Here is a 22,395-nt window from a genome sequence, read left to right as displayed (position 1 = left end):
GGTATTCACACCTTGAGCATCAACATCCGACGCGGCCAGCGCGAAGACGGTTCATCCGTTTTCGCGCTGGCGCGCCAGTATCAGACAGGCCGTGAGCCAATCGGTCGCGACGAGTTTCTCGTCGCATTCGATAACGTTTTGCGGCGTCGTGACCAAGAGACCAACATTCTGTTTGTCGCTGAGCACGACTCCCGCGTAGTTGGTTACTCACTGATGACGGTGTCCCGACTGCTTCACGCGCCAGGGCTGACCGCCCACCTGCAAGAGATTGTTGTTGACGAGGCCGTGCGCGAGCACGGCGTCGGCGATCGCCTCATGCAGGCCAACGAGCACTACTGCATGGGACGGGGTGTGCGGCAGCTGTCGGCCTCGACCGGTCGCATCGGCTCGTTCTACAACCACCGTGGATTCGAACCGGTGGGTGAGCACTACCGCAAGATCCTCGATCTCGGCTAGTGGCGTGACCGAGCGTCGCGCCCGCCGTAAGCCCGGTGAAAACCGGGCACGCCTTGTACAGGCCGGACTCCACGAGTTCGGCCTGTACGGCTATCAGGGGGCCTCTACCGCACGCATCGCTGCGCGCGCTGAAGTGCCACAACCCCACGTGTACACAAACTTTACGGGCAAGCCTGAGCTCTTCTTGGCTTGCCTCGACGAGGCGCTCGACCGCGTGCATACGCGCGATACCGCGCTCCTCGCCGCTGCTGAGCTGCTGATCTATCAAGCGCTTGCGACCGCTTTGGATCCGGATCACGGGGCAGTGATCCGGCACCGCCTTGCAGACGTGCTGACACCCGCGCATCGCGACCAAATCGTGCTCGCCGCCGCGTCACGACTCGCCCGGGGTGAACTCCTCGGTGAATGAAATAGTTCGGGCCGGGCGCTAATGCGCCCGGCCCGAACTATTTGGTCTGGGAGTGTCGGGTTATGCCGCGCTGGCCGCCTCGGCCCACGCCGCAAGCTTGCGCTCGCCAGCTCCAGAGTCGATGGTGTCGGCTGCGACGACGAGCTTCGCTGCGAGGCGCTCGAGCAGCGGTGTATCGGCGCTCTCGGGGCGAGCCGCGAGGTCGTATGCCACCATGCCAGCTGCGGCATTGAGTAGCACGATGTCGCGCACGGGGCCCTTTTCGCCGCCGAGTACGCGGCGCACCACGAGCGCGTTCTCTTCGGGGGTGCCGCCAATGAGATCCTGCATCTGCGCGCGGGGGATGCCCAGATCGCGGGGATCGATGTCGTGCTCGGTGAGACCGCCGCGCGTGACTTCCCAGAGCCTTGAGTGACCCGTGGTCGTGAGCTCGTCGAGGCCGTCATCGCCGCGGAAGACCAGCGCCGAGGCGCCGCGCAGGCGGAAGACGCCCACAAAGATCGGGATCTTATTGATGTCGGCGACGCCGACGGCCGATGCCTCGGGGCGCACCGGGTTGCAGAGCGGTCCGAGGAAGTTGAACACGGTGGGGATGCCCAGGTCCTTGCGGGCGCTGGCCACGTGGCGGAAGCCGGGGAGGAAGTGTGCGGCGTGCACAAACGCAATGCCGGCCTGCTCGAAGGTGCGCTCAAGATGAGCCGCATCGAGGGTGAGGTCAATACCGAGGGCACCGAGCACATCGGAGGAGCCAGAGAGGCTGCTCGCCGCGCGGTTGCCATGCTTTACGACGGGCACGCCTGAGGCCGCCGAGATAATGGAGGCCATCGTCGAAATGTTGACGGTGCCGAAGCGGTCACCGCCCGTGCCCACAATGTCGAGTGACATCGCGGGGAGCGCGAGGGGGAGTGCCTCCTGCAAGATCGCGTCACGAAAGCCGATGACCTCGTCAACGGTCGTGCCCTTCGACTGCAGCGCCACCAGGAAGGCGCCAATCTGTGCGCCCGAGGCGTCACCCTTCATAAACCGTGACATTGCCCACTCGGCCTGCGAGACGCTGAGATCATCGCCCGCGAGCAGATTAGTGAGGATGGTGGGCCAGGTTTGCTCGTCGATCATGACCTTCATCTTATCGATCTTCGAAGTTTCTTCGCGGCATCCGAAACGACACCCGCCACACGAATACAGTTACGAGGGTGTTTGCCGATAGGCTTGTGAGGAAACTCGCAGAAAGTTCGGCGCGCCCGCTTCAAGTGAAAACGCACACGAAACTTTCAGCCATAATGGAGGGGTGACTACGACCACTATGAATACCAAGTCAGCCGTGCCAACGGTGAAGCGACCGAATCTCGTCGCCGTCGGCACGATCGTGTGGCTCGGCAGCGAGGTCATGTTCTTCGCGGGGCTCTTCGCGATCTACTTCACGCTGCGTGCCATGAATCCCGAGCTGTGGGCTGAGCAGACCGCTAAGCACAACTTCACGTTCGCACTGATCAACACGTTGATCCTGGTTGCTTCCTCGTTCACTGCCCAGGCGGGCGTGTTCGCGGCAGAGCGTCACCAGCCACGTGCTATCGGCCGCGGCCCGAAGAACTGGGGAACCGTCGAATGGTTCTACCTCACGTTCTTCATGGGAGCTGTCTTCGTCGCCGGTCAGTCTTTCGAGTATGCAACCTTCGTTTCTGAAGGCATCACACTCGCAAGTGACCCGTACGGTTCTGCCTTCTACATGACCACGGGCTTCCACGGCATTCACGTGTCGCTGGGCCTCGTGGCCTTCCTGCTGGTGATTGGTCGCCTCTACGCGGCTAAGAACTTCACGCAGAAGGAATAGACCACTGCTGTCGTCGTGTCCTACTACTGGCACTTCGTCGACATTGTGTGGATCATCCTGTTCATCATCATTTACGTCCTCAAGTAGGGGTCAGGAGTTATCGCCATCATGGCTCGCGCTAAGAAGAACCTTCGCAAGTCAGGTCGCCGGCACCCGCTCGCAACCGCAGCACTCGTCGGAGTTGGCCTGCTTGTAACGGGCGCCGCATACACCGGCTTCAGCCAGACCTCGGCAACCGCTGAGATCGACCTCGAGTCGCCCGCGACTATTGAGGCCGGAGAAAAGCTCTTCGGTGCAAACTGCGCTACGTGCCACGGCATGGGCTCAGAGGGCACCCCTGACGGCCCGTCGCTGATCGGCGCCGGCGCTGCGTCGGTGAACTTCCAGGTGGGCACCGGCCGTATGCCGCTCGCCTTCCAGGGCCCCCAGGGCATGGTGAAGCCGCAGCAGTTTACCGAGGAGCAGACCCTGCAGATGGCCGCGTACGTGGCTTCGCTGGGCCCCGGCCCCTCGCTGCCTGATTCGCAGTTCGTGCAGGCTGATAGCTCCGACGAGGGCATTGCAAATGGCGGCGATCTGTTCCGGATCAACTGCGCCATGTGCCACAACGTTGCTGCAGTTGGCGGCGCACTCACCGAGGGCAAGTTCGCACCTGCTCTGACCGGTGTTGCTCCCACGCACATCTACGAGGCAATGGTCACCGGCCCGCAGAACATGCCGGTGTTCAGCGATGCGAACATCTCGCCGCAGAACAAGGCCGACATTATTTCGTACCTCAAGTACATCGAGAACCAGCCCGCCGTTGGCGGCATGTCACTCGGGTCAATTGGCCCGGTTGCCGAGGGTCTGTTCATCTGGGTCATCGGCCTGGGTGCAGTCGTCGGTCTCACCGTCTGGGTGACCGCGAAGTCGAACTAACGACAGCGCGCTAAGAATTCATGAGTCAGGAGTCAAGGAGCAACATGGCAGAGGAAGCGAAGAACAGCGGCGGCGACGCCGTTGTCGCCGCCCAGAGCCACGACGTTGATGTGGCATCGGCGGGTACCGCCGTTATTTCATCAGACGCCGTGCAGAATCCGGGCCTTCCCCCGCACCGCAAGCGCGTAACGGATCTCGATCCGCAGAAGGCGAAGCGCCAAGAGCGCGTCGTCTACTCGCTCTTCTACATCTCGATCGCGGGCAGCCTCGGCGCCGTACTCGCCTACATGTTCTTCCCCATTGAAACGGGCGAGATGATGGCGATCCGGCTCCACACGCTCTTCGTGGGCCTCGGCATGGCGCTTGCGCTGCTCGCCGTGGGTATCGGTGCGGTCCACTGGGGCAAGGCACTGATGGCGGATCACGAGTCCATCGATATGCGTCACCCGGTGCCGAGCGATGAAGAAACGATGCAGGCCGCGGCCGACGTCTTCACCGTCTCGAACGAAGAGTCGGGCTTCTCACGTCGCTCGCTCGTGCGTAACAGCCTCCTCGGTGCGCTCATCGCGTTCCCGCTCCCTGGCATCACGCTGCTGCGTGGTCTTGCCCCCCAGGATCAGGATCCCGTAGAGCTGGCAAAGCACACGATGTGGACCAAGGGTATGCGCCTGGCGCGCGACCCCTCCGGTGTGCCCATCAAGGCAAGTGAAGTCACGATCGGGTCGGCGTTCCACGTCATCCCCGAGACGCTGAACCACCACGACTTTGAGCACCTCAACGCTGAAGAGCGTGGCGGCAGCGAGAACTTCCTCGACGCGAAGGCTAAGGCCATCGTGCTGCTGATGCGTCTGGATCAGTCTGAGCTGAACGAGCTTCCTGAGCGCGAGAGCTGGTCGTATGACGGCATCGTCGCGTACTCGAAGGTCTGCACGCACGTGGGTTGCCCCGTTGCTCTCTACGAGCAGCACACGCACCACCTTCTTTGCCCCTGCCACCAGTCGCAGTTCGATGTTTCTGAGCACGCGAAGGTGATCTTTGGACCCGCGAAGCGGCCGCTGCCTCAGCTGCCCATCACGGTCGACGAAGAGGGCTACCTCGTCGCTCAGAGCGATTTCCATGAACCTGTCGGCCCGAGCTACTGGGAGCGCCTCAAGTGAGCAGCACCGTAACTGAGACCCCGGCTAAGAACGGCTCAAGCCGTTTCACTTCAGCCGCGGCTACGTATATCGACGATCGCACCAAGATTGGTGGCGTCGTCAAGGAATTTGGCCGCAAGGTCTTTCCTGACCACTGGTCATTCCTGCTGGGAGAGGTGGCGCTGTACAGCTTCATCGTCATCCTGCTCTCGGGTACCTTCCTGACCCTGTTCTTCCAGGCGTCAATGGTTGAGACCGTCTACACCGGCCCCTACGTTCCGATGAAGGGCATTGAGATGTCGGCCGCTATGGCGTCGACGCTCGATATCTCCTTCTCGGTGCGCGGCGGTCTGCTGATGCGTCAGGTACACCACTGGGCTGCACTGCTGTTCGTGGCCTCGATCGGCCTGCACATGCTGCGCATCTTCTTCACGGGTGCGTTCCGCAAGCCCCGTGAGCTCAACTGGGTGATCGGTTTCGTACTGTTCATCCTCGCAATGGCAGAGGGCTTCACTGGCTACTCACTTCCCGATGACGTGCTGTCGGGTAACGGTCTGCGCATTATTGACGGCATCGTCAAGGCAATCCCGGTTGTCGGCACGTTCTTCTCGTTCCTGTTCTTCGGTGGCGAGTTCCCGGGCACCGACATTGTCGGCCGCCTCTACATGCTGCACATCATGTTGCTTCCCGCACTCGTGATTCTGTTCGTGGCGCTGCACCTCGCGTTTGTGGTCATCCACAAGCACACGCAGTACCCCGGCCCCGGTAAGACGCAGCAGAACGTTGTAGGCTTCCCCGTTCTTCCCGTGTACGCGGCGAAGGCTGGCGGCTTCTTCTTCATCGTCTTCGGTGTGATCGTGCTCATCGCGTCGATCTTCGGAATTAACGCCATTTGGGCATACGGCCCCTACGACCCCTCACCGGTGTCGGCAGGTACGCAGCCTGACTGGTACATCGGTTTTGCCGATGGCATGCTGCGCCTCGTACCGCCGGGGCTTGAGACCGAGTGGTTCGGCTACACCTGGTCTTGGAACATGCTGCTGCCGCTGATCATCATCGGTATCTTCATCGTCATCGTCATGATCTACCCCTTCATTGAAGCGTGGGTCACCGGCGACAAGCGTGAGCACCACCTGCTCGACCGCCCGCGTAACGCCCCCACCCGCACCGCAATCGGTGCAGCTGGTGTCACGTTCTACGCAGTGATGTGGGCCGGCGCAAGCTCCGACATCATGGCAACGCACTTCCAGCTGTCCATGGAGGGCGTCATCCACGCGCTCCAGGCCCTGCTCTTCCTCGGCCCGATCATTGCGTACTTCCTCGCGAAGCGCATCTGCCTCGGTCTGCAGAAGAAGGACCGCGCGATTGCGCTGCACGGCTACGAGTCGGGCCGCATCGTTCAGCTGCCCGGTGGCGAGTTCGTTGAGGTACACAAGCCTCTCGAGTCGTACGAGCAGTGGGAGCTCGTGAGCTACCACGACTACGCACCGCTCATGCTGCGCCCCGATGACAACGGCCGAATCTCATTCGGTCAGCGTCTGCGCGCAGGTTTCAGCCGCTGGTTCTTCGAGGATCGCATTGTTCCTCCCACCAAGGGTGAAATCGAGCAGGGCGACCACTAAGGTCTCCCGCTGCGAAAGGCCCCACAAGACTTCGGTCTTGTGGGGCCTTTCGCTTTGCCCGGGCTTGTCGCGTCGGGCTTCCTGCCTGTGGCAGGGCAGACCCGACGGCAGGTCATCACATTGAGCTGCTGTTGAGCGGCAGAAACACGTCAGCCCGGCACCTCATGCGAGGTGCCGGGCTGACGTGTGTACGGGGGACGACCCGTAACGCTGGTTAGTTGTGGCCAGCGATGCGCGGGTCGTGGAACGTGCCGCCAAAGACACGCTCGCTCGCACCCACACGGTCGAGGTAAGGCGTGGTGCCACCGGCCTGGAAGGGCCAGCCAGCGCCAAAGATCAGGCACAGATCGATATCTTCTGCGGCTGCAACAACGCCCTCATCAAGCATCAGCTTGATCTCGCCGGCGAGCTCGTTCTCCACGCGAGTGAGAATTTCGGTCTCGGTGACGGCGACCTTGCCCAACGTGAGGGCCTTCTTCGCGGCCTTCGAGAGATCCTCGACCTTGCCCATCTTGGTCTTGGAGAGGGGCGATTCAATCTCGGCCAGCTTGTGCAGATTCTCCGATGCGTAGAACCGCTCGGGGAATGCGTGCACCATGGTGTCCTGCACGTGCGCCGCGACCTTCCAACCCACGAGGTCGATCAGCTCGAACGGACCCATCGGCAGACCGATGGGAGCGAGCGCGCGCTCAACAACGGGCATCGGTGTGCCCTCATCGAGCGCACGTGCCGCTTCACCCATCACCTTTGCGAGCAGGCGGTTGACCACAAAGCCCGGGCGGTCGGCCGTGATGACGGCGCTCTTACCGAGCTTGCGGGCAGTCTGCATCGCGGTCGACAGGGTCGCGTCGTCAGTGTCGGGCGTCTTCACCACTTCAATCAGCGGCATCACCGCCACCGGGTTGAAGAAGTGGAAGCCGACGAGGCGCTCGGGGTGAGCGAGGTTCGCGCCAATCTCATGCACCGACAGTGAAGAGGTGTTGGTGGCAAGGATCGCGGTCTCAGAGATGATCGGTTCGATCTCTGCGAATACCTGCTGCTTGACGCCAAGCTCCTCAAAGACGGCCTCGATCACCCAATCGCAGTCTGCGTATTCGGTTTTATCGGTCGTGCCGTGAATGAGCGCGCGCACCTGGTTGGCGTCGTCGGGGGAGAGGCGACCCTTCTGCTCGAGCTTGTCGATCTCACCGCGAATGTACGAGATGCCCTTATCCACGCGCGACTGATCAAGGTCGGTAATAAGCACGGGCACGCGCAGCTTGCGTGCGAACAGCAGCGCAAACTGGCTCGCCATCAGGCCAGCGCCGATGACGCCGACCTTCTTCACGGGCTTCGCAAGCGCCTTGTCGGGAGCACCGGCTGGCCGCTTGGCGCGCTTCTGCACGAGATCGAAGGCGTAGATTGACGCCGCGAACTGGTCACCCGAGATGAGGGCGGCGAGTGCATCGTCTTCGCGTTCGAAACCGCGCTCAATGTCGCCGTCTTTCGCTGCCGACAGCAGGTCGAGCGCAACGTAGGGAGCGATGGCGGCGGTGCCGATGCGTGCCTTCAACGTATCGCGAGCGATCTTGATGGCGGCCGGCCACTTGGTCAGGCGTTCGAGCTTGCCCGGCACGTTGGGTCGGTTGACCTTGAGGCCACCCGAAACAACCTGATCGGACCAAGCCACCGACTGCTCGATGAAGCTTGCCGCGCCAAACATCTTGTCGAAGAGCCCCAGCTCAAGCGCCTGTGCGGGCTTCAGCATACGGTTGTTCTTCAGCGGGTTTGAAACGACCACTTCGAGAGCGTTCTCGATGCCAATGAGGTTGGGCACGAGAGTCGCGCCACCCCAGCCCGGAATGATGCCGAGGAAGACCTCGGGGAAGGCGAGTGCCGCGGCCGAAGAATCAAGGGTGCGGTAGTCGCAGTGCAGCGCAATTTCCATGGCGCCGCCCAGCGCAAGCCCGTTGACGAAGGCGAACGAGGGCACGCCGACCGTCTTGAACTTGCCGAGTACAAAGTGCCCGTACTGTGCCATCAACCGAGCGTTCTCGGGGGTGGCGAGCGTCGACACCTTCGAGAGATCTGCGCCAGCGGCAAAGATGAACGGCTTGCCGGTAATGGCCACCGCGGTAATCTCGCCGGCGGCGGCGCGCTGGGTGAGTGCATCGAGTACGGTCGAGAGAGCCTCGAGCGTGCGCGGGCCGAGCGTCGACGGGCGCGTGTGATCGCGCCCATTGTCGATCGTGATGAGGGCGAGGGTGCCACCAGAGGGCAGCGCAACATCGCGCACGAACGACTCGGTGATGACCTCATCGGCCGAGGCCGCGATCAGCGGCGAGAAATCGATTTTGCTGTAGTCAGTCATGGCGTCTTACTTCCTCTTCTTGCCGTCGAAGTGAGGGTTTTCCCAGATGGCCGTGCCGCCCTGACCGAGGCCGACGCACATCGCGGTGACGCCGTAACGCACGTCGGGGCGCTCAGCGAACTGGCGTGCGAGCTGAATCATGAGACGCACACCGGTTGCTGCGAGCGGGTGGCCCAGAGCGATGGCACCGCCCCAGGGGTTGACGCGGGGATCATCATCGGCGATGCCGAAGTGATCGGTGAACGAGAGCACCTGCACCGCGAACGCCTCATTGAGCTCAAAGAGCCCAATGTCGTCGATCGTGAGCCCGGCGCGCTTGAGCGCCTTCTCGGTGGAGGGCACGGGGCCCAGGCCCATCACCTCGGGGGCGACGCCCGCGAACGCGAAGCCGACGAGGCGCATCTTTGCAGACAGCCCCATCTCCTTCGCGGTGTCGGCGCCGGCGAGCAGCGACATCGTCGCGCCATCGGTGAGGGGAGAAGAGGTGCCCGCGGTCACGCGACCGTGCGGGCGGAACGGAGTCTTCAGGCTTGCGAGCCCCTCCATGGTGGTGGTGGGGCGACGGCCCTCATCTTCGGTCGCGAGGCCCCAACCCTGGGGCGAACGCAGCGCCACCGGCACGAGGTCGTGCTGAATGTCGCCGCGGTCATACGCGGCCTGAACCTTCTGCTGGCTGAGCATGCCAAAACGATCCGCGCGCTCCTTGGTGAGCTGCGGGAACCGGTCATGCAGGCGCTCGGCAGTGAGGCCCATGTTGAGGGCCTCGGGGCTCACCAGCTTCTCGGCAACGAAGCGAGGGTTCGGGTCGGCATCGAGCCCGAGCGGGTGGCGTCCCATGTGCTCAACGCCGCCGGCGATCGCCACGTCGTACTGACCCGAGCCAATCGCGGCGCCCATGAACGAGGCGACGGTGAGCGCGCCCGCGCACATGCGGTCGAGCGCGAAGCCCGGCACCGTGTTGGGGATGCCCGCGAGCATCGATACCGTGCGCCCCAGGGTGAGCCCCTGGTCGCCCTGCTGGGTCGTTGCTGCAATACCTACGTCGTCTATGCGCGCCGGATCAAGCCCGGGGTTGCGCTCGAGCAAACCTTGCAGTGCCTTCACTGCAAGGTCGTCGGAACGAGTCGAGGCGTACATGCCCTTCTCGCCCGCACGCCCGAATGGGGTACGTACCCCATCTACGAATACAACATCTCTCATTGCGGCCACTTCGCCTCCATCAGGTATGTGATCTGAGTGAATCCATCCTATGAGACGGAGTCCTACCTGAGGTAACGCTGAACGGAGAATCGCAGAATATCGCGGGTGACCGCGACAGTCATTAGAGGGGTGCTACAAAGGAGGCCGCAAGTATTGGTGCAGTAATGCCAACTTGCCATTCGCGTGCGCCGAGCTCCCTGAGACGGCGTTCGACCGTTTCGGTTGATCCGTCGTAGGGGGCTTCCCACGCAAGTGTGCGCAGCAGGCTCGGCTTCAGCAGGTTCTCGGTGGGCATGCCCTGCTGCTCGGCCTCGGCCTCAATGGCGGCGCGCGCGACGGTCAGCCGATCGGCGGCGTCGGGGTGCCGCAGCGCCCAGTTACGGTGGTGGGGAATGCCACCCGGGTCGCGGGGCTTGGGGCCGGGCAGATCGGTGGTGGTCTTGGCGCGCAGAATCGCCTTCCACCAGCGCATCAGCTCACTGCGACTCTCGCGCCCCTTGAAGGTGGAGAGACGGCTCAGGTCTTCGGGCGAGCGCGGGTTCGCGGCGGCAGCGGCGATAATCGAACGATCCGGAATCAAGCGGCCCGGGGCAATATCGCGCTCGCGCGCCAGTGCCTCGCGGGCGAGCCACAGCTCGCGAGCGAGTGCGAGGGCGCGCGGGGTGCGCAGTGACTGCGTGCCCGAGAGCTTGCGCCACGGCTCAGGCAGCGCGGGCTTTGGCTGCTGCTCGAGCACAGCCTGAAACTCCTGCGCGGCAATCTCCGTTTTGCCCTGACGCTCAAGCTCCAGCTGTACAAGATCGCGCAGATCGGGCAGCAACACCACGTCAAGCGCGGCGTATTCAAGCCAGGCCTCGGGCAGCGGGCGCGTCGACCAATCGGCGGCCGAGTATGCCTTCTCGAGCGTGATGTCGAGCAGCTGCTCGGTCACGGACCCCAGGCCCACGCGTTCGAAGCCGAGCAGTCGCGCGGCCAGCTCGGTGTCGAACAGGCGGGGCGGGCGCAACCCGATCTCGTCGAGGCAGGGAATGTCTTGGGTGGCGGCGTGAAAAATCCACTCTTCACCCGCGAGCGCGGTCGCCAGCGGCGCGAAGCTCGAAATCTTGGTGGGGTCAAACAAGAAGGTACCCGCGTCGCGGCGATACATCTGCACCAGGTAGGCGTCGCCGCCGTACCGGTAGCCCGATGCTCGCTCGGCATCGACGCCCACGGGGCCGTGGCCCGCGGCCAAAGTCGCGGCGGCGGCCGCCACTGCGTCGTCGTCGGCGACAAACGCCCAGTCGGTCTGAAGTTCAGATTGCGCAACCATTGGCTGTGTTATTTCTCCCGCATCCGCGCGCGGTGCGCGGCAATCGAATCGATACCTTCATGGTGGGGGAGGCCTCCCAGTAGGCACAGGAGCTCGGACCAGGCCTCAGCGTGGGCCGCATAGTCTGTGCCGACCGGCGTCCACGAGGCGCGCAGTTCGATCTGTGCGGCGTCCCCTTGCCCGGCGAGCGAGCCGAAGCCGCTCGAGAGGGTCTTGGTCGCCGTCCCCGATAGATAACGATACTCTGCTCCGTGCGAGTCGAGGGCATCGACGAGCCAAGACCACGCAACGTCAGAGATAAACGGGTCGACACCGATCTCTTGTTCGAGCGGGGCCTGGGCGAAACACACGACCCGAAACGGGGCGCCCCATTCAAGCAGCGATGCCGGATCATGCAGCAGTAGAAACCGGCCCGAGCCATACGGCGACTCAAGTGCTTCGGCGGGGTGGCTGTGATGCGGGTCGCGCGCAATCGCGGCGGCGATTGCCACGGAGTGCGGCGCAATGCGCTCGGGAGGGGCGATTTCGCGCGTCACCAGTTCGCTGCGCAAGTGCGCCCCGCGAACCTGCGCCGCAGCACCAGCGAACACGGCGGGTTCGCCCGCGATCCTTGCCATCACACTCGGAACACTAGAGTTTACTGTGAGGAACACAGCCTCGCCACGCCGGTGAACGTCGAAGCTCGCGTGCGACGATGTGTGAAAGCTTTGACGCAGATTGAGGAGGCCCGCGATGAGTGAGGGGATGGCAGTGAAACGAGCCGGTAGCAGGCGATGGGTGCGATCGCCCGCCGCCACGCAACGGCCGGTCACCCAGCGGGTCGCATTTTGGTGCGCGATGGTGGGGGCTGGGGTAGTTGCCGGCGGCGTCGCCGTGGCCGGTGCTGCGATCGCTGGCAGCGCCGCGTTTGCGCGTGCCGCAGCAACCCCGGCCGTGCGCCGCGACACGCCCATTGAGGTGGTGCGTATCGAACGTGCCGCCGGCCAGAGCGTGGTGTGGCTGCGCGGCGCAGAAGCCGATCTGCCCGGGCGTTACAGCTTGATCTGGGAACGCGGGCACGCCCGTGTGGGCGAGATCATCACCCGTGCCGGCGGCCTCGTGGCGCGCACCGTGGTGACCGTCGACGAAGGCGACCTGATCGAAGGGTTGCGGTGCCGCATTACGGGCTGGTGGTACCCGAGCGCGGCCGCTCTCGCTGACGAGAGCGATGACGTGCGTGATGTGCACGAGATTGAACTGCCGCTGACCGGTGGCGTCGCCCCCGCCTGGGTGCTGCGACCCGCGAAGCGTGCCCGCCCGGGGCGCGGCGGCCGCTGGGCCATTCACGTACACGGGCGCGGTGCACTGCCCGCAGAGACCCTGCGCGGTGTGGCTCCGCTCGCCCGCGCCGGCATCACGAACCTGGTGATGAGCTATCGCAATGATCCGGGAGCGCCCGCGGGCGATGACGGCCGATACGGCTTTGGGGTCACCGAAGCGGCTGATGTTGACGCGGCGATTCAGTATGCCCTTGAGCAGGGCGCCTCGCGCGTCACCCTCGTCGGTTGGTCGATGGGGGCGACGGCTTGCCTCGTGGCGGCCACCCGCGGCGCACACCGCGACATGATTGACGGCCTGATGCTCGAGTCACCGGCGATCGACTGGCCCCGGCTGCTCGAACACCAAGCCCGCCTGCACCGCGCACCCGGGGGCCTCGCGAAGCTCGGCATCGCGCTGCTCGAGCGCGGCGTCGTGGCCGCCGACACCGCAGGTGACGGCATCGACTTCACCGCGGTGACCCCAGCGGCCTTTGCGCGTGAGCTGCAGGTGCCCACCCTCATCCACGCCAGCACCGGCGACACCTTCGTGCCCGCTGCTGGCGCCGAAGAACTCGCCAAGCTGTGCCCCAATCTGGTGCACCTGCGGCTCGTGGACCAGGGGGAGCACGTCAAGCTGTGGAACGTTGATGCTGAAAGCTGGGAGCGCGTCACCGAGGAGTTTGTGCGCGTGCTGCCCCGGCCGGCCTGGCGCGGGTAACCCGTTGAAGGGTGGTTGCGGCGCGCCCGCACCGCCGTGAGCGCTAGACTTGCTCCGATGTCCGAACAGCAGCCCACGTCAGCCCGCCTAGTCGACCGACGCCCGACCATCTCGGGCCCGGAGCTAGTGGCGACTCTCGTGCCCCCGCCCCAGTTTGTCCATGCCTCTTTCGAGTCGTACCGACCCGATGACGCGTACCCCTCGCAGGCCGAAGCCCGTGATGCGCTGCAGGCGTTTACCGCGCCTCCCGCTCCCGTGGGCCGCGGCGGCTTCTTTGGCTTTGGCCGTAAGAAGAGCGCTGACGCGGGGCCTCAGGCTCCCGTGAAGCCGGGCATCTACCTTGACGGTGGATTCGGTGTGGGTAAAACTCACCTGTTGGCGGCCACCTGGCACGCCACCACCGGGCGCAAGTACTTCGGCACGTTTATCGAGTACACCGCACTGGTTGGCGCCCTCGGATATGCGGGCGCCGTGAAGGTGCTCACCGGTGCGCGCCTCATCTGCATCGACGAGTTCGAACTCGATGATCCGGGTGACACGATGCTCATGACCCGCCTCATCGGCGAGCTCACATCGAGCGGCACCCGCATCGTGGCGACCTCAAACACGCCCCCGAACGCCCTGGGCGAGGGACGCTTCGCGGCCGCCGACTTCTTGCGTGAAATTCAGGCAATGTCTGACCGCTTCACAACGATCAGAATCGACGGCACCGACTACCGCCAGCGCGATATCACGGGCGACGCTGTGGCGCTCTCAGATGACGCCTACCGCTTTGCGCTCGCTGATGTGAACGCGTCGGGTGAGCGCATGAGCGATGACAGCTTCGGCGACCTCATCGAGCACCTCGCGACCGTGCACCCGTCGAGCTACTCTGGCCTGCTGGGCGGCGTGCAGTGCATCGGCCTGCGCGACGTCTACGAACTCACCGATCAGTCGGCAGCGCTGCGGTTCGTGGCGTTCATTGACCGTGTCTACGACGCACAGATTCCCATTCGGGCGACGGGCGTCTCACTGACCTCCATCTTTGGTGGTGGCATGATCGACGGCGGTTACCGCAAGAAGTACCAGCGCTGCATGTCGCGGTTGAACGCGCTCAGCTCGAGCGAGATCGCGTAACTGAGCATGCTCGGGCAAATCCTTTCGTTTCTGCTTGACCTGCTGCTCAGCGGCAACAAGAAGTCAGGAAAAGGTACCCGCAGCAACCAGGGCGATACGCCCTCGGCTCGCTCGCGGCGCGGGGGAGGCCCGCAGCCTCGCCTGCGCGCCCAGCCCGGCAACGGGCGAGCGCAGGCGCCGCAGTCGACGTCGCAGTCGCGCAACAATTCAACTAACACGGGCAGCCGTGACGGCGTAGAGAGCCCGGGCCAGTACGGCCCGGGCGCCACCCGCGAGCTCACTGCGGCAGAAATTGCGCAGCTCACCCCCTCGTATGACCCCAATCCCGATGGGGATCCGGATCCCGGCGAGATTGTGTGGACCTGGGTGCCGTACGCCGAGAATGACGGCCGCGGCAAAGACCGCCCGGTCTTGATTATCGCGCGCATCGGCAACGGAGCGACCGCGGGCTGCTACCTCAGCACGAAGGAGCACCGAGGCTTCATCTCGATCGGTTCGGGCGCCTGGGATGCGCAGGGACGCGAGAGCTTTCTGTCGCCCGAACGCGTGCTGCGGATCACCAACGACGGTATGCGGCGAGAAGGCCACGTGCTTGACGCTGCACCCTTCTCGCGCGCCGTGGCGCAGCTCGCGCGCGCGCAGCCTCTGCGCGGCCAGCGCTAACGACACGCACCCGCAACAAGCAGTAAAAAAGCTCGCGTGTCGCTCCGTTGCGCGCCATACTGGTGGTGCGCGTGAAGAGTCGCGAATTTGATAACCGAATGGAGTGGGCACATGGGGCTAGAAAACTTGGGTAAGCAGGCTGGCAACTTCGTCAAGCAGAACTCTGACAAGATCAACGAGGCCATCAAGAGCAAACAGGCCGAGGGCATCAGCGATAAGCTGCTCGACGGCGCTGCGGGCCTAGCCAACAAGGTGACCGGCGGCAAGTTCGCTGATCAGGTGGAAGACGTTCGTAAGAACGTCGACGGCCAGATCGGCAACGAGTAGCAATAGTGCGCTTCTCGAATTTCGCCTGAATTCAATTTCTAGAGCGGATGACGAGATTCGAACTCGCGACCCCAACCTTGGCAAGGTTGTGCGCTACCAGCTGCGCCACATCCGCATGTCAGACCCACTCACGTTTCCGTTTCGCGGCGACCTGATAAAGCATATATCGCACTCAAGGTGATCAATGACCAGTTGACGAACGCCGGGCATGAAAATGCCTGAAATTCGTTACCACCATTGACTTTGGGGGCGATATGTGTTGCCGTGACGTTTATGTCGCTCGGGTGTGCCTCGCTGAGGCGGCGGGCTGTGGCCGCAGTGGGGGCCCGGGAGATGCCGGCAGAAACGCAAAAGGTCGCGGCTCCGATGGAGACCGCGACCTGTTGACTACTGAGCGGATGACGAGATTCGAACTCGCGACCCCAACCTTGGCAAGGTTGTGCGCTACCAGCTGCGCCACATCCGCACTGTCAAAACCACTCACGTTTCCGTTTGTGGCGACCTGATCAAGTATATGCTGCTGCGTGGGCACAGGCGAACCGGGGTGCACTCGGCCGACTGCCCAGTCGCCCCGACACGCTAATCACCGCCTAGAATTGGGCGCCCTCATGCACGCCGCATGGCGCTCGATACTCGGGTGTGTCCTGCTGTTTAGACCCCGATAATCAGTCGAACGCGGCGGCGACCCCCGGGATCCGCTCGCGGTAGCCATCGAGCAGTTTGCGGGCGACCGCCACTGAATCGACCAGCGGGTGCACGGCGAGGCCGCGCCAGGCGAGCTCACTGTTACGGGTGAGTGTCGCCTCGAGCGTGAGCTGCTCTGACGCCTTCACCTGGCGCATCAACCCCAGCATGTCGCCGGCGACCGGGGCGACCTGCTGCGGGTGCACCCCTGACGCATCAACCCGGCAGGGCACCTCAATAACGGCGTCATCGGGCAGGCCAGCGACATTGCCCGCGTTCGCGACGTTGAGGATCATGACGGCTGGCGTGCCACCCGCGAGCGCCGTGATGAGCTGCAGCGCCACCTTTTGATAGCCACCATCCTCGACGTCTTCGGTGAGCCTGGCATCGCGGTCTGCTTCTGCGCGTCCCTCAGCCATATAGCTGAACTCGCGCTCGCGCAGCGTGTCTTGCCACAGCTCGAACGTCTCGGCCGGGCCTGCGCCCACGCCCGCGGTGTAGAACCGCTCTTGCTGGCGCTTTAAAAACTCCCCGCGAGTCTCAGCACCGGTGCTGATGCGCGCGGTGGCCTCGCGGGTGAAGTAGTAGTAATAGAGGTACTCGTTGGGCAGGGCACCCAGCGAGCGCACCCAGTCGAATCCGAGGAGGCGTGCCTCTTCAATGCCCTCAAGCGCGGTATCTGAAGCGAGTACCTCGGGCAGCTTGTCGACGCCGTTCACGCTTAGCCGGCGCAGCCACCCCAGGTGGTTGAGGCCGACGTAGTCAAAGTCGACGTCTTGGGGGAGAGCGCCGGCCGCGCGGGTGGCGCGGTGCATCAGCCCGATGGGGGTGTCGCAGATGCCGATGACCCGGTCACCGAGCACGCGCCGCATTGCCTCGGTGACGAGGCCTGCCGGGTTGGTGAAGTTGATGAGCCAGGCCGTTGGCGCGAGCGCGCGCACCCGCTCAGCGAGCCGGGTGGCGACGGGAAGGGTGCGCATGGCGTAGGCGAGCCCGCCCGGGCCCACCGTCTCTTGCCCCAGCACCCCCAGTTCGAGGGCGGTGCGTTCATCGGCGATGCGCCCATCGATGCCGCCGATGCGCATCGCCGAGAAAATAAAGTCTGCGCCAGTCACGGCCGCATCAAGATCAATGCCAAACGACAGCGCGGGCGCCTGCGTCAGCGACGGGGCCAGGTACTCGAGAATTTTACGAATCGTATCGAGCCTGGTGCGATCAACATCGTACAAGTGCAGTTCAGTGATGCGAAGTGGTGCGTCGTCGCGCCCGAGCGCGGCATAGAGCTGAGGGATGCGAAAACCGCCGCCCCCGATGACGGTCAATTTCATAGTGGAAGACCTCATATCTGCAGTCAGCGTGCCTGAGGCCGAGTGTAACGGGGGTGAACGACCCAGATCAATCACTTGGTCATTGAAGGTAAGGAGACGGGCGTGATACTGTCCGAATATGACCGGCATTGCAGACGTGCACGAGGGCGCCTCGCCCCAACAACTTGACCTGTTTCTGACGGGGCCGCTGTTCTTTGACATCATCTTCACCGGCCTGCACGCCGACCCGCAGCCGGGCACCGAGACCATGGCCGACGGCATGGGGTCGCTGCCCGGCGGGGTTGCGAATATGGCGGTTGCGGCCGCCCGGCTGGGGCTGCGCACCGGCCTCGCCGCTGGTTTCGGCGATGACGCCTACGGCCAGTGGAACTGGGAGCTGCTGCAAGACCGTGAAGGCATCGACCTGAGTCGGTCTCAGGTGCTGCCCGGGTGGCACTCCCCGGTGACCGTTTCGATTAATCGGCGCGACGATCGCAGCATGGTGACTCACACCGACGAAATGCCGGTGAGCACCAGCGAGCTCGTGGGTGCCACACCGCCAGATGCCCGCGCCTACTTTGTTGACCTCGGCGATGCCGCAGCCTATACCGAGGGTGAGACGCCGTGGTGGGCTGCGGCGAAGCAGCAGGGCGCGCTCGTGTTCGCCGATTTGGGGTGGGATGATTCAGGGGAGTGGGATCCCCACACCCTGGACAGGCTGGACGGCTGCCACAGCTTCTTACCGAACCACGTTGAGGCGATGGCCTACACGAGCACCAGCAGCCCAGAGGCGGCGCTGCACGCGCTGGCAGACCGGGTGCCCCTCGCCGTGGTGACGCTGGGCGCACAGGGCGCGATGGCGATCGACCAGATCACCGGTGAGGAAGCACGGGTGGCGAGCGTGCCCGTCAATATGCTCGACGCTACCGGCGCGGGTGACGTGTTTGCCGCGGCGATGATCACGGGCACGCTCAACAGCTGGCCGCTCGTGGACCGCCTGAACTTTGCCACGCTTTGCGCGGGGCTCGCCGTGCAAAACTTTGGGGGCTCGCTCGGGTCGCCCGGCTGGAGCGATCTGGCCCAGTGGCGTGCGGAGGTGCTGCAGCAGACGCAGCATGATGACGCCGCGCACGCGCTGCTGCAGCGCTTCAGCTTCATCGACTGCCTGCTGAAGCGCGACGCCCCTGCGTCACGTCGGGCACGCGCCACCATCGACTTCATGCACTAACTTGCCGGCTGCCTGCTGTGCACCGCTGGATGCCGCTGCGAGCTGCTGTATGCCGCTGCGTATCGTAGGCCCGCAGCACCTCGAATGGGAAAGAAAAACCGTGGGGCGGCGTTCGTTACGAACGCCGCCCCACGGTCACTGATGCGAGTGGTTACTCGACGACGGCGTTGGCCGCCTCGTTTGCCTGCTTCAGCGCCTCAGGCACCGGCTTCTGACCGAGGAACATTTCACTGAAGATTGGCCCAAATGCCTCTGACGCGGCACCAAAGTTTGCGCCAACGGGCGCGGGGATGGTGTCGTTGTCTTCGAGCACCTTAAAGAACGGCTGAATGTCGACGTCTTGCGTCTTCCAGAAGTCTTGGTAGCCCTGCTGCGCGGCGAGCACACCGGGGAGGTTCGCGCCGTCAGCACCGATCGGGCTGTTGCCCTCGGTCGTGCCGAGCCACTTCAGTGCCTTCTCGGTAGCGGCGGCGTTCTTGCTGTCGGCGTTACCGACGACTGCGACACCGTTGGATACCGACACGGCGCCTGCGGGGCCCTCGGGGAGCATCGTGACGCCCCAGTCGAACTTGGCGCTGTCGGCCACGTTGGCGAGATTGTAGAGCCCCGACTGGAAGGTCGCCATGTTGCCCTGCAAGAACTGGTCGCGGCTGAAGTCACCATTGGTGTTGGTATCAGCGGCGCTCGGGGCGACGTGGTACTCGTTGATCAGATCGACGATGTACTGGTACGCCTCGACGGTCTTGGGGTCGGTCAGGGTGAACTTGTCGCCATCTTGAAAAGTGCCGCCGTTTGACCCGATGTAGGGCAGGTAGATGGCCTGCAGGTCTTGTGCGGCGTTGTAGCCATACTGCTGAATGCTCTTGGCGTCGAAGGTCGCGTCATCGGCGGTTTTGCCGGCCTTATCGACGGTCAGCTTTTGCAGCGCCTTGATGAGTGTGTCCTTATCGCCGCCGCCCGGTGCCCAGGTGAGACCCGAGATATCCTCCGGGGTCATGCCGGCCGCTTTCAGTAGCTCAGCGTTGTAGTACAGCGCGATGCCGCCGTCTGAAGCCTGCGGAATGCCGTAGAGCGTGCCGTCGTTGGTGAACTGATCGACGACGCCCGGGGCCCATTCGGCCTGGGTCGCCTCAAAATCGGCGCCGTACAGCTCGTTGATGTCAACGAGTGACCCCGCCTGCGCGTAGGCCTTGTACGATGACGCGTTGATCCAGTACAGATCAGCGGCGCTGTTGCCGGCGACATCGGTGCGCAGCTTCGTGAAGTAGTCGCCCCAGGGAATCGACTCAACGTTGACCGTGATATCGGGGTTCTGCTTAGTGAACTCTTCGAACGACTTCTCATAAGCTGCCTGTGCGTTGGTATCCCAAGTGCGGAAGGTGAGCGTGACGGCACCGTCAGCATCTGTGCCACCGTTGCCGGTGTCTCCCGATGAGCACGCGGCAAGCCCGAGGCCAGCAATCGCAAGCACGGAGACGGCCGTGAGAATGCGTTTCTTGAACATGTGTCTGCCTTTCTGAGGTGCTGACTACCGAAAGCTGGTAATCGCGATGGATGAGACGATCTGCTTGTTAAACGCCACAAACAGAAGAATGAGGGGCAACAGGGCGAGTGTCGTCGCGGCCATCACGATGGTCCAGTTGCCGTTAAATTGGGTCTGCACACTCGCCGTTGACGTCGTGATGACGCTCCACTCGGGTCCACTCGTGATGATCAGCGGCCACATGAAATTATTCCAGTGGGTGACCGCGGTGATAATGCCGAGCGTGGCAATAATGGGGCGCGAGAGCGGCAGAATGATCCGGATCAAAATCAGCCAGTTGCCCGCGCCGTCGATGCGGGCCGCGTCGACGAGCTCTTGCGGGATGCCGCGGAAATATTCGCGCAGCAGGAAGATCGCGTAGGGGGAGCCGAAGAGATAGGGGAGCACGAGGCCCCAGAACGTGTTGCGCAAGCCGAGCTCTGACACCATGAGATAGAGCGGAATGATCGTGACGACCGCGGGCACCATCAGCGTTGAAAGATACACCCAAAACAGGGCGTCGCGGCCGGGAAAATTTAGCCGCGCGAAGGCGTACGCCGCGAGAATCGAGAACACGAGCTGGCACACAATCACGATGCCCACGTAGCCCGCCGTGACCAAAATGGAACGCGAAAAATCGACGATCTCGCCCGAGAACAGGCGCTCGAAGTTTTCGAGGGTGAGCGGCCAGGGGAGCGCGAGTTTTGATTCGGTGGCGAGCTGTTGGGGCGTTTTGAGCGACGTCATCACGCTCAAAATGAACGGGCCCAGTACCAACAGCGCGCCGGTAACGAGCACCGCATAGATCCCCACGAGCGTCAGCGGCCGCACCCGATTGGCCGTGATGTTAGCTGAGGTCATAGGTCATTCGCTTCCGAAAGTACGTGTGCTGCACGAGCGTGATCAACACGAGCAACACGAAGAGGATGACGGCGATCACCGAGGCCGCGCCGACATCGTAGTTCCTGAATGCCGTTTGGTAGAGCTTGAACGCGATCACCGAGGTGCTTCCGCCCGGGCCACCCTGCGGGGTGAGGCCGTAGACGGTGTCGAAAATCTGAAACGAGCTGATGATCGAGGTCACAAGCACGAAAAACATGGTAGGCCGCAGCAGCGGAATCTTGATGCTCCAGAAGATGCGGGTGGGGCTGGCGCCGTCAATGCGGGCGGCCTCGATCACCTGGCTGGGAATGACGGCGAGGCCGGCCATGAAGAACAGCGACACATATCCCACCTGCGACCAGATCGTCACCGCAGCCACCGAGGGCAGCGCGAAGGCCGGGTCAGAAAGCCACTGCACATGGGTGCCGAGCAGCTCATTGAGCGCGCCACCCGTGGGCTGAAAGATCCAGTTCCACACGACGCCGAGGGCGAGCGGCGCGCACACCCAGGGGAGCACGTAAATGACGCGCATGAGGGCTGACCCCGGGAGGCCCTTGGTGAGTAGATTCGCGATCCACAACCCGAGCAGCGTCTGCACCGGGATCACAATGACGACGAAGCCGAGCGTGACGAGCATCGACTTCCAGAAACTATTGTCGGCAAGCACCCGCTGCCAGTTTTGCAGGCCCACCCAGGTAGGGTCAGAAATCAGATCCCAGCGCTGCATGCTGAGCCACAGCACCACAACGATCGGCAACAGCAGAAACGCGGCGACGCCGAACAAGCTGGGAGCCACAAGGCCCCAGCCGGCGACGGTAGCGCGCACCTTGGCGCGCTTGGCGCTGTGGGCGTGGTTCGCGGGATCGCCCTGTGATGTTTTGGCGTTGCCGGTGGGACCCGGAGCGCCCGGAGTGCTCGTGCGAGGGGTGGCAGCGTTGGCCGACGGGGCGTCAACGGGAGGCTTGGCTGCCGCTGTCATCGCGCCTCCTTGCGTGCCGAGTGCCGGGTGACCCTCTCTCGTGTAATAGTGGCCGAGAGGCGGCGGCACTGCAAGTACGGTGCGTAATAATGTGTCGCACCGCGGGGCTTTCGGCGCGTGCGCCTGCGCGTTTAGTCTTTGTAGACGTTCAGCATCTGCCAGCCCTCAGGCAACAAAGCGCGCAGAGCAACCATGTTGTCGGCCTCGATGACGCGCAGCCCATCGCGCTTAGCAAACGAGCCGACCGCGGTAATCGCGGTCTCGCCCTTCGCCATCGCGACGGGGGCGAGAATCAAGTCAAACCCCTCGGGTCTGGCCTCTTCGAGGCGCTCGTAGATCTCTTCGAGCCCTTCACCCTTGACTTCGGTCTTGAACTCTTCGACGGGGCGAATCATAGCGTGGAGCATGACTTAAGGATACCGGGGTGAACGTGGTGAGGA

Annotated in this window: 20 protein-coding genes, 2 tRNA genes and 1 pseudogene; 11 read left to right on the top strand and 12 right to left on the bottom strand. The window is 63.6% G+C overall.

Translation table 11 applies throughout. The annotated features are described in order from the left end of the window. The first annotated feature begins 12 nt into the window (after positions 1-12). Entirely contained in the window at positions 13-456 is a 444-nt protein-coding gene (locus JOF28_RS02905) for a GNAT family N-acetyltransferase (protein ID WP_209704383.1), read from the top strand. A 4-nt stretch (positions 457-460) separates the two neighbouring features. Then, complete coding sequence (locus JOF28_RS02900; RefSeq protein ID WP_209704382.1) at positions 461-865, top strand: TetR/AcrR family transcriptional regulator; 405 nt, start codon at positions 461-463, stop codon at positions 863-865. A 60-nt stretch (positions 866-925) separates the two neighbouring features. Here JOF28_RS02900 and trpD read toward each other — a convergent pair whose 3' ends face one another. Beyond that, on the bottom strand, positions 926-1,981 hold the full coding sequence (trpD, locus tag JOF28_RS02895) for an anthranilate phosphoribosyltransferase (protein ID WP_209704381.1): 1,056 nt from the start codon (positions 1,979-1,981) through the stop codon (positions 926-928). Positions 1,982-2,168: 187 nt separating this feature from the next. On the opposite strand from trpD, the pseudogene ctaE reads away from it, so the two are divergent. The 4 genes and pseudogenes from ctaE (at position 2,169) to qcrB (ending at position 6,372) form a co-directional block, all read left to right on the top strand. Next, a pseudogene (ctaE, locus tag JOF28_RS02890) lies at positions 2,169-2,783 on the top strand (aa3-type cytochrome oxidase subunit III). A gap of 21 nt (positions 2,784-2,804) precedes the next feature. Then, the gene (gene qcrC / locus JOF28_RS02885; protein WP_209704380.1) at positions 2,805-3,614 is read left to right on the top strand and encodes a cytochrome bc1 complex diheme cytochrome c subunit; all 810 of its coding nucleotides are present in this window, start codon (positions 2,805-2,807) and stop codon (positions 3,612-3,614) included. 44 nt (positions 3,615-3,658) lie between these two features. Then, the gene (gene qcrA / locus JOF28_RS02880; protein ID WP_209704379.1) at positions 3,659-4,771 is read left to right on the top strand and encodes a cytochrome bc1 complex Rieske iron-sulfur subunit; all 1,113 of its coding nucleotides are present in this window, start codon (positions 3,659-3,661) and stop codon (positions 4,769-4,771) included. Continuing rightward, on the top strand, positions 4,768-6,372 hold the full coding sequence (gene qcrB / locus JOF28_RS02875; RefSeq protein WP_209704378.1) for a cytochrome bc1 complex cytochrome b subunit: 1,605 nt from the start codon (positions 4,768-4,770) through the stop codon (positions 6,370-6,372). Before qcrA ends, qcrB begins: the two co-directional genes overlap by 4 nt. Before the next feature lie 214 nt (positions 6,373-6,586). Here the strand turns inward: qcrB and JOF28_RS02870 are convergent, their stop codons facing one another. The 4 genes from JOF28_RS02870 to JOF28_RS02855 all read right to left on the bottom strand — a co-directional run bounded on the left by JOF28_RS02870 (position 6,587) and on the right by JOF28_RS02855 (position 11,848). Continuing rightward, on the bottom strand, positions 6,587-8,722 hold the full coding sequence (locus JOF28_RS02870) for a 3-hydroxyacyl-CoA dehydrogenase NAD-binding domain-containing protein (RefSeq protein WP_209704377.1): 2,136 nt from the start codon (positions 8,720-8,722) through the stop codon (positions 6,587-6,589). A gap of 6 nt (positions 8,723-8,728) precedes the next feature. Next, positions 8,729-9,931: a thiolase family protein gene (locus JOF28_RS02865; protein WP_209704376.1), complete on the bottom strand. Its 1,203-nt coding sequence runs from the start codon at positions 9,929-9,931 to the stop codon at positions 8,729-8,731. A gap of 112 nt (positions 9,932-10,043) precedes the next feature. After that, positions 10,044-11,231, bottom strand: coding sequence for an HRDC domain-containing protein (locus JOF28_RS02860; protein ID WP_209704375.1), 1,188 nt, complete (start codon positions 11,229-11,231; stop codon positions 10,044-10,046). 8 nt (positions 11,232-11,239) lie between these two features. Beyond that, positions 11,240-11,848 (bottom strand): DUF3000 domain-containing protein, encoded by a 609-nt coding sequence (locus JOF28_RS02855; protein ID WP_209706728.1) that lies wholly within the window; start codon positions 11,846-11,848, stop codon positions 11,240-11,242. A 115-nt stretch (positions 11,849-11,963) separates the two neighbouring features. Here JOF28_RS02855 and JOF28_RS02850 point away from each other — a divergent pair, with 115 nt between their 5' ends. The 4 genes from JOF28_RS02850 (at position 11,964) to JOF28_RS02835 (ending at position 15,353) form a co-directional block, all read left to right on the top strand. Further along, on the top strand, positions 11,964-13,247 hold the full coding sequence (locus JOF28_RS02850) for an alpha/beta hydrolase family protein (protein WP_245189847.1): 1,284 nt from the start codon (positions 11,964-11,966) through the stop codon (positions 13,245-13,247). Positions 13,248-13,304: 57 nt separating this feature from the next. After that, a complete protein-coding gene (gene zapE, locus JOF28_RS02845) occupies positions 13,305-14,363 on the top strand; it encodes a cell division protein ZapE (protein ID WP_209704374.1) in 1,059 nt (352 codons plus the stop codon). Positions 14,364-14,369: 6 nt separating this feature from the next. Beyond that, positions 14,370-15,026 carry a hypothetical protein gene (locus JOF28_RS02840; RefSeq protein WP_245189846.1) on the top strand — a complete coding sequence of 219 codons (657 nt, stop codon included), beginning with the start codon at positions 14,370-14,372 and terminating at the stop codon, positions 15,024-15,026. Positions 15,027-15,137: 111 nt separating this feature from the next. After that, a complete protein-coding gene (locus JOF28_RS02835) occupies positions 15,138-15,353 on the top strand; it encodes an Rv0909 family putative TA system antitoxin (RefSeq protein ID WP_209704373.1) in 216 nt (71 codons plus the stop codon). Between the two features lie 42 nt (positions 15,354-15,395). Here JOF28_RS02835 and JOF28_RS02830 read toward each other — a convergent pair. The 3 genes from JOF28_RS02830 to JOF28_RS02820 all read right to left on the bottom strand — a co-directional run bounded on the left by JOF28_RS02830 (position 15,396) and on the right by JOF28_RS02820 (position 17,365). After that, positions 15,396-15,468 (bottom strand) — tRNA-Gly (locus JOF28_RS02830). A 278-nt stretch (positions 15,469-15,746) separates the two neighbouring features. Then, positions 15,747-15,819: transfer RNA gene (locus tag JOF28_RS02825), tRNA-Gly, on the bottom strand. A 199-nt stretch (positions 15,820-16,018) separates the two neighbouring features. After that, positions 16,019-17,365, bottom strand: a complete 1,347-nt coding sequence (locus JOF28_RS02820; RefSeq protein WP_209704372.1) for a 6-phospho-beta-glucosidase — start codon at positions 17,363-17,365, stop codon at positions 16,019-16,021. 118 nt (positions 17,366-17,483) lie between these two features. Between JOF28_RS02820 and JOF28_RS02815 the strand changes: the two genes are divergently transcribed. Continuing rightward, positions 17,484-18,572: a carbohydrate kinase family protein gene (locus JOF28_RS02815; protein ID WP_209704371.1), complete on the top strand. Its 1,089-nt coding sequence runs from the start codon at positions 17,484-17,486 to the stop codon at positions 18,570-18,572. A gap of 151 nt (positions 18,573-18,723) precedes the next feature. Here the strand turns inward: JOF28_RS02815 and JOF28_RS02810 are convergent, their stop codons facing one another. The 4 genes from JOF28_RS02810 to JOF28_RS02795 all read right to left on the bottom strand — a co-directional run bounded on the left by JOF28_RS02810 (position 18,724) and on the right by JOF28_RS02795 (position 22,362). Then, positions 18,724-20,076: an ABC transporter substrate-binding protein gene (locus JOF28_RS02810; protein ID WP_209704370.1), complete on the bottom strand. Its 1,353-nt coding sequence runs from the start codon at positions 20,074-20,076 to the stop codon at positions 18,724-18,726. A 24-nt stretch (positions 20,077-20,100) separates the two neighbouring features. After that, positions 20,101-20,955, bottom strand: a complete 855-nt coding sequence (locus tag JOF28_RS02805; RefSeq protein ID WP_209704369.1) for a carbohydrate ABC transporter permease — start codon at positions 20,953-20,955, stop codon at positions 20,101-20,103. Then, on the bottom strand, positions 20,942-21,955 hold the full coding sequence (locus JOF28_RS02800; protein ID WP_209704368.1) for a carbohydrate ABC transporter permease: 1,014 nt from the start codon (positions 21,953-21,955) through the stop codon (positions 20,942-20,944). The genes JOF28_RS02805 and JOF28_RS02800 overlap by 14 nt, the downstream gene beginning before the upstream one ends. Positions 21,956-22,086: 131 nt before the next feature. After that, positions 22,087-22,362: a hypothetical protein gene (locus JOF28_RS02795; RefSeq protein WP_209704367.1), complete on the bottom strand. Its 276-nt coding sequence runs from the start codon at positions 22,360-22,362 to the stop codon at positions 22,087-22,089. Positions 22,363-22,395 lie beyond the last annotated feature (33 nt).

This window comes from Leucobacter exalbidus (assembly GCF_017834145.1).
Classification (GTDB): Bacteria; Actinomycetota; Actinomycetes; order Actinomycetales; family Microbacteriaceae; genus Leucobacter; species Leucobacter exalbidus.
Note: the sequence above shows the minus strand (reverse complement) of the source record. Positions and strands in the feature narration are given on the sequence as shown.